The sequence below is a fragment of the Mesorhizobium sp. M7D.F.Ca.US.004.01.2.1 genome (assembly GCF_003997785.1).
GTDB lineage: Bacteria > Pseudomonadota > Alphaproteobacteria > Rhizobiales > Rhizobiaceae > Mesorhizobium > Mesorhizobium loti.
In genome coordinates this window covers 1-6,376 of sequence record NZ_RZRQ01000331.1, presented here as the reverse complement: position 1 = coordinate 6,376, position 6,376 = coordinate 1, and the positions used below count along the sequence as shown (strand labels likewise).

The window sequence follows — 6,376 nt, the reverse complement described above, 5'->3', positions numbered from 1 at the left end:
CCGTCGCGCATCATCGTTTCCGCGATGACCTATGCTCCGGCCGGCTTCCGGGGATTCTCGGTCGCCCACCGCGCCAACGCATTCGGCCGCATCGCCGGCTATCATGGGCGGGCGCGCGAGCAGCAACTTCTGTCCGTTCATATCGAATGCGATACTTTCTTTTCTAACTCTTCCTATATCTCGGCTTTGGCTTTCGTCGACGTCCTCTTCGTCGGACCCGGCGACCTTTCCACCAATATGGGCGCGATGGGCAATCCCGGTGCGGCGCACGTTCAAGAAGCGATCGCCTCGGTGCGCAAGGCAGCAACAGCGGCAGGCAAGGCCAGCGGCATCCTGGCTCCTGCAAAGACCGATGCCGACCGCTACCTCGCCGACGGCTTCACCATGGTTGCCGTTGGTTCCGATCTCGGCCTGCTCGCCCGGGGCTCGGATGCCCTGATCGCTTCGTTTAACCAATAGGCCGGAGACAGAATATGGCGATCCCTTCCTACAAAGCGCCGTCGCGCACCGCCTACGACATCGTCATCGTGGGCGGCGCCGTCGTCGGTTCGTCGACCGCCTACTGGCTGAGCCAGGCGCTGGGCAGCGGCGCCTCGATCCTCGTGGTCGAACGCGACTCGAGCTACGAGTTCTCGTCGACAGCGCTCTCCACCAGCGCGATCCGGCAGCAATATTCCAATCCGATCAATGTGAAGATCAGCCAGTTCGGCATCGAGATCATCCGCGGTTTCGAGGAGCGGATGGCGCCCTTCTACAAGGACGAACCGGCACCCGACCTCGGCTTCAAGGAGCATGGATATCTTTACTGCTGTTCACCTGACGGCGTCGAAGCGGCGCGCGAGCGTGTCGACCTGCAGCGCAGTCTCGGAGCCCACACGGTCTTCCTCGAGCCGGGCCCGCTGAAGGAGCGCTTTCCCTGGCTCAATGTGGAGGATCTCGGCGGTGGTTCCTGGGGCTCCCGGGAAGAGGGCTGGTTCGATTCGATGGGGCTGTTGAATGGCTTCCGCCGCGCCGCCCGCGCCAGCGGCGTCGAGTATATCGACAATGCCGTGACGGGGCTGGATATCGCCGATGGGCGGGTCGTCTCGGTGCGCCTCGCGACCGGACAGACGGTTCGTTGCGGAACATTGGTCAACGCCGCCGGCCCACGCGCGCAACAGGTCGCCGCCATGGCCGGCCTGTCGATCCCGGTCGCGCCCTACAAGCGCTACAGCTTCGTCTTCGCCAGCGCCAACCCGATCCCCGGCCGGATGCCCAATGTCATCGACCTTTCCGGAACATTCGTGCGTCCAGAAGGCGAACTTTTCCTCACCGGCAACACGCCGCAAGGCGACGGGCCGGCCGGCTACGATGACTTTGAAATGCACCATGAAGAGTTCGACGACTACATCTGGCCGGCGCTCTGGCACCGCATTCCGTCCTTCGATGCGCTCAAGGTCCAGACGAGCTGGACCGGCCACTACGAGTACAACATGCTCGACCACAACGGCATTGTCGGCTTCCACCCGCAGGTGACGAATTTCATGTTTGCCAACGGCTTCTCGGGGCACGGGCTGCAACAGTCGCCAGCCGTCGGTCGGGCCGTTTCAGAACTCATCGTCCACGGGTCTTTCCAGACGCTCGATCTGTCGCCGTTCTGTTACGAGCGCATAGAGCGCAATGAGCCGTTCCTGGAAGAAGCCGTGATTTGAGACCGGCTCTTGAGTTGCCGACAAGCTCGGTACACGGATGCAAAGTGCTATACGCAATGCATAGGGCGGTGGTGTAGAATGATGTGCAATTCGGCGGCTCTGCTGCCCACCGACAACTTGCGAACGAGGTGGAGGATTTGATGCGGAACACGATGCTGGGCTTCGCGGCACTTGCCCTGGCCGCGTGCCAATCGGCTCCTGAAGCGCCGCAATCAGCCGCTCTCGAACCTGCGTCAGATCCTGTTGCTGTTTCTCCTCAACCTGCCCCTCCTGGCTCCGCAATCATGGATCAATCCATGACAATCACTCCCCCTGCGAAGGGCGTTCCAACAAGGTACGCCGCATTTTCGGGCATGTGGGTTGGACGATTGGAGGGGACGGATGAAGCCAAAGTCGCTGTGCAGACGATTTCTCCGAACGGCAAAGTGACGGTCACCTTTGCGTGGGGAATGCTGGGCGATAACAATCCGGGAGAGGCCGCCGGAGCAGGAAAAATTGTAGGGACTACGTTGAAGCTTGGGCGCCTCCCGAATGGTGCGGACGTCAGTTTTATGATGCTGCCCGACGGAACCCTGGCCGGAACCGTTGCGCTTGCCGGCCAGACCTACACGGGCGTATTCATCAGGCGATGACATCCAACTGGTCACATTGTGGCCGGCTGAATATCCCACTCGTCTTAGGCAAGAATTACGGTGACAGCGCACGTTTTGCCATGTTCGGTCATCGGCGACGCCGAAGCGTCGGGCCCGATCGCCTGGGCAACCTACGCCGGCCACCGCTTCGCTCGCGAGCTGGATGAAGCCGATATCGGCGACGCACTGCCCTTCCGCCGCGAGGTCACGGCGCTGGCGGCGGAATAGAGGCTGGTCTGCGAATGTCGGGATTGTTCAACCATACCGCATTGCACAATTCCTTCGCTTGGTCACAATGCATGCATGGTCCGAACCGCACTCGCCGTCCTGGTGATCGACGAAAACCGCATCCGCGCCGCGATCATCGAGGCGGGGTTGCGCGAGGCCGGCCATGAGCGGGTCACCGTCATCCATGACGTGACCGGTATTGCGCGGCGGATCGCCGAGATAGAGCCGGACGTCATCGTCATCGATCTCGAAAATCCGAACCGCGACATGCTGGAAAACATGTTCCAGCTGTCGCGCGCGGTGAAGCGGCCGATCGCCATGTTCGTCGACCGCTCCGACCAGGCCTCGATCGAGGCGGCGGTCGATGCCGGCGTTTCGGCCTATGTCGTCGACGGCCTGCGGCAGGAGCGCGTCAAGCCGATCCTCGACATGGCGGTGAGCCGCTTCAACGCCTTCTCGCGCATGGCGCGCGAACTGGAAGAGGCGCGCAATGAGCTCGAGAGCCGCAAGGTGATCGATCGCGCCAAGGGCATCCTGATGAAGTCGCGTGGCCTCTCCGAAGAGGCCGCCTACACGCTGTTGCGCAAGACGGCGATGAACCAGAACCGCAAGATCAGCGACATCGCCCAGAGCCTGGTGACAACAGCCGGGCTGCTGGGACCGGCGGAGGACGAATGAGCATGGGCGCCGAGCACCAGATCACCGCCGGCTTCATGCCGCTCTTCGACAGCGCCGTGCTGGTCGCCGCAAGCGAGTTGGGCTTTGCCGCACGCGAAGGCATCGATCTGACGCTACACCGCGAAACGTCGTGGGCCAACATCCGCGACCGCATCGCCATCGGCCACTTCCATCTCGCGCATATGCTGGGGCCGATGCCGCTGGCCTGCAATCTCGGGCTGACGCCGCTCGCTTCCGAGACCATCGTCCCGTTCTCGCTCGGGCTCGGCGGCAATTGCGTCACGATTTCCAACGCCGTCTGGGCCGGCATGGCGGCGCATGGCGCCGCGCCTGATCTCGATCCGGCGCGCGCTGGTGCAGCACTTGGCGCGCTCATTCGCGAGCGTGCTGCCGCCGGCCATGATCCGTTGCGCTTCGCCGTCGTGCATCCGCATTCCGGGCACAATTACGAACTGCGCTACTGGCTTGCCGCCTGCGGCATCGATCCGACGCGACAGATCGAGATCGTCATCGTGCCGCCGCCGTTCATGGCCGACGCGCTGGCCACAGGGCGGATCGACGGCTACTGCGTCGGCGAGCCCTGGAACAGCGCCTCTGTCGCCGCCGGCACCGGCCACATCGTCACCGTCAAGGCCCAGATATGGCGTAACAGCCCGGAGAAGGTGATAGGTGTGCGCAAGGCCTGGGCGGACGAGAACCCCGAGGCACTGGCCGCACTGCTGCGCGCGCTGCATCATTCAGCTCGCTGGTGCCAGGATCCGGCCAACCACGGCGAATTGGCCGCTGTCATGTCGCAGCCTGGTTTCCTCGGCCTGCCGCCGGCCGTGCAGATGCCGATCCTGACTGGACATCTCCAACTCGGCGACGGCGCGGAGCGGACGATCGACGACTTCTTCCTGCCCTTCGACAAGGCCGCGAACTTTCCGTGGAAGAGCCATGCGTTGTGGTTCTACACGCAGATGGTGCGCTGGGGGCATGTGGCGCACACGCCTGAGAACCTCGCCATTGCTCGGGATTGCTATCGTCCCGACCTTTATCGTTCGGCGCTGAAGCCGCTTGGCGTGGCACTTCCCGGCGCCAATTCGAAAGTCGAGGGCGCGCTCCGCGTCGCCACCGCGGTCGGCGCGACAGGGGCGGGCCTGGTGCTCGGCCCGGATGGTTTCTTCGACGGCCAGATCTTCGATCCGGACGAGGTCGACGGCTACATCGCCGCCCAGAAATCAGCCCGCGCGGAAGCCTGATCATTTCCGCGCCATTCTTGTGCATTGCACAAAAATTGTGCGTGCGATTGCTCCAATGAACAATCTTTGGCCTGCCAGCCATAGGGTCCCGCGTGTCGGTGACCGGCACGTATCGCTGATTTCATTTATCTTTTTCATCTCCTGCTAAACTGGCACGGTTCCTGCTTTGGAATAGACAGACCCTTCACGGGTCACGGAACAGGCGTCCAATGGCGGGCGCCACAGGCAAAGCTGCCGCTCAGGTTCATGCGCTCCCGGTCACCCGGACGCGAAGACCTGGCTGGCGGCTTTTTTGTTTTGATCAACACGCAATCGACGACGCGGTCCCAAGCCGCGCCCAACCGGAGACGACGATGACGAAACGGATCAGGACTGGAACAACCCTCAAGGACATGACCCGCCGCGATTTTCTGGTCAGCAGCGCGATGACGGCGGGGCTGTTCGTGGCCGCCCGCAAGCTCTTCCCCTCCGGCGCCTATGCCGCCACCGCCACTCCGGAGGTCACCGGCGCCAAACTCGGCTTCATTGCGCTCACCGATGCGGCACCGCTGATGATCGCCAAGGAGAAGGGGATGTTCGCCAAGTTCGGCATGCCCGATGTGGAGGTGCTCAAGCAGGCTTCCTGGGGCGCGACGCGCGACAATCTGATGCTCGGGGGTGCTGCCAACGGCATCGACGGCGCCCACATCCTGACGCCGCTGCCTTACCTCATGCACACCGGCAAGGTGACGCAGAACAACCAGCCGATGCCGATGGCGATCGTGGCGCGGCTCAACTACGACTGCCAGGGCATTTCGGTCGCCCAGGAATATGCCGGCACCGGCGTCGGCCTCGACGCCTCGAAGCTGAAGGACGCCTTCGCCGCCAAGAAGGCGGCCGGCAAGGAAATCAAGGCCGCGATGACCTTTCCGGGCGGCACGCATGATCTGTGGCTGCGCTACTGGCTGGCCGCCGGCGGCATCGATCCCGACAAGGACGTTTCGACCATCGTCGTGCCGCCGCCGCAGATGGTGGCCAACATGAAGGTTGGCAACATGGACGTGTTCTGCGTCGGCGAGCCGTGGAACGAGCAGCTCGTCCACCAGGGCGTCGGCTTCACCGCTGCCACGACGGGCGAGTTGTGGAAGGGTCATCCGGAAAAGGCACTCGGCCTGCGCGCCGAATTCATCGACAAATACCCGAACGCCACCAAGGCGATCCTGATGGCCGTCATGGAAGCCCAGCAATGGTGCGAGGCCACTGAAAACAAGGACGAGATGGCCGCCATCATCGGCAAGCGGCAATGGATGAACGTGCCTGTCGCCGACATCATCGGCCGCCTCAAGGGCGACATCAACTACGGCAATGGCCGCGTCGCCAACGGCACCGACCTCTACATGAAGTTCTGGAAGGGTGGCGTCTCCTATCCGTTCAAGAGCCATGATGCATGGTTCCTCGCCGAGAACATCCGCTGGGGCAAATTCGCGCCGACCACCGACATCAAGGCGCTGGTCGACCAGGTCAACCGCGAGGATCTGTGGCGCGAGGCGGCCAAGGATCTCGGCGTCGCGGCAGCCGACGTTCCGGCGTCCTCGTCGCGCGGCATCGAGACCTTCTTTGACGGCAAGATCTTCGATCCGGCCAATCCGTCCGCCTATCTCGACAGCCTGAAGATCAAGGCATTGGCTTGAACCTCTGCGCAAACGGCGCCTTGCGCCGTTTGTCGCTCGAATTATCTGCCCCACGGAGTTTTTCCCAGACATGTCGATCCAGACTATCGAGGACACAACAGTGAAGGCGTTCCCCGCGAAGCCGGCGGCGGTCATCGCCTTCACCGCCAGGGCGCGGCGCCGCTTCGATCCGCTCGCCATCGCCGGCAAACTGGCGAGCGCGCTGGTGCCGCCCATCATCGTCATCGCGCTGATGC

7 protein-coding genes are annotated in these 6,376 nt (G+C 63.1%); all 7 read left to right on the top strand.

Features of this window, described 5'->3' with window-relative positions:
• On the top strand, positions 1-459 hold a 459-nt coding region (locus EN993_RS29200; protein ID WP_245469002.1), incomplete at its 5' end, for an aldolase/citrate lyase family protein.
• A gap of 14 nt (positions 460-473) precedes the next feature.
• The gene (locus EN993_RS29195; protein ID WP_109660187.1) at positions 474-1,691 is read left to right on the top strand and encodes an FAD-dependent oxidoreductase; all 1,218 of its coding nucleotides are present in this window, start codon (positions 474-476) and stop codon (positions 1,689-1,691) included.
• 140 nt (positions 1,692-1,831) lie between these two features.
• The gene (locus EN993_RS38045; protein ID WP_126069991.1) at positions 1,832-2,323 is read left to right on the top strand and encodes a hypothetical protein; all 492 of its coding nucleotides are present in this window, start codon (positions 1,832-1,834) and stop codon (positions 2,321-2,323) included.
• A gap of 60 nt (positions 2,324-2,383) precedes the next feature.
• Positions 2,384-2,551, top strand: coding sequence for a hypothetical protein (locus EN993_RS37170; RefSeq protein ID WP_164757880.1), 168 nt, complete (start codon positions 2,384-2,386; stop codon positions 2,549-2,551).
• 75 nt (positions 2,552-2,626) lie between these two features.
• Entirely contained in the window at positions 2,627-3,229 is a 603-nt protein-coding gene (locus EN993_RS29185) for an ANTAR domain-containing response regulator (protein WP_127265516.1), read from the top strand.
• 2 nt (positions 3,230-3,231) lie between these two features.
• Positions 3,232-4,470, top strand: a complete 1,239-nt coding sequence (locus tag EN993_RS29180; protein ID WP_164757881.1) for a CmpA/NrtA family ABC transporter substrate-binding protein — start codon at positions 3,232-3,234, stop codon at positions 4,468-4,470.
• A 353-nt stretch (positions 4,471-4,823) separates the two neighbouring features.
• Positions 4,824-6,140 (top strand): CmpA/NrtA family ABC transporter substrate-binding protein, encoded by a 1,317-nt coding sequence (locus EN993_RS29175; protein ID WP_127265514.1) that lies wholly within the window; start codon positions 4,824-4,826, stop codon positions 6,138-6,140.
• Positions 6,141-6,376: the final 236 nt, after the last annotated feature.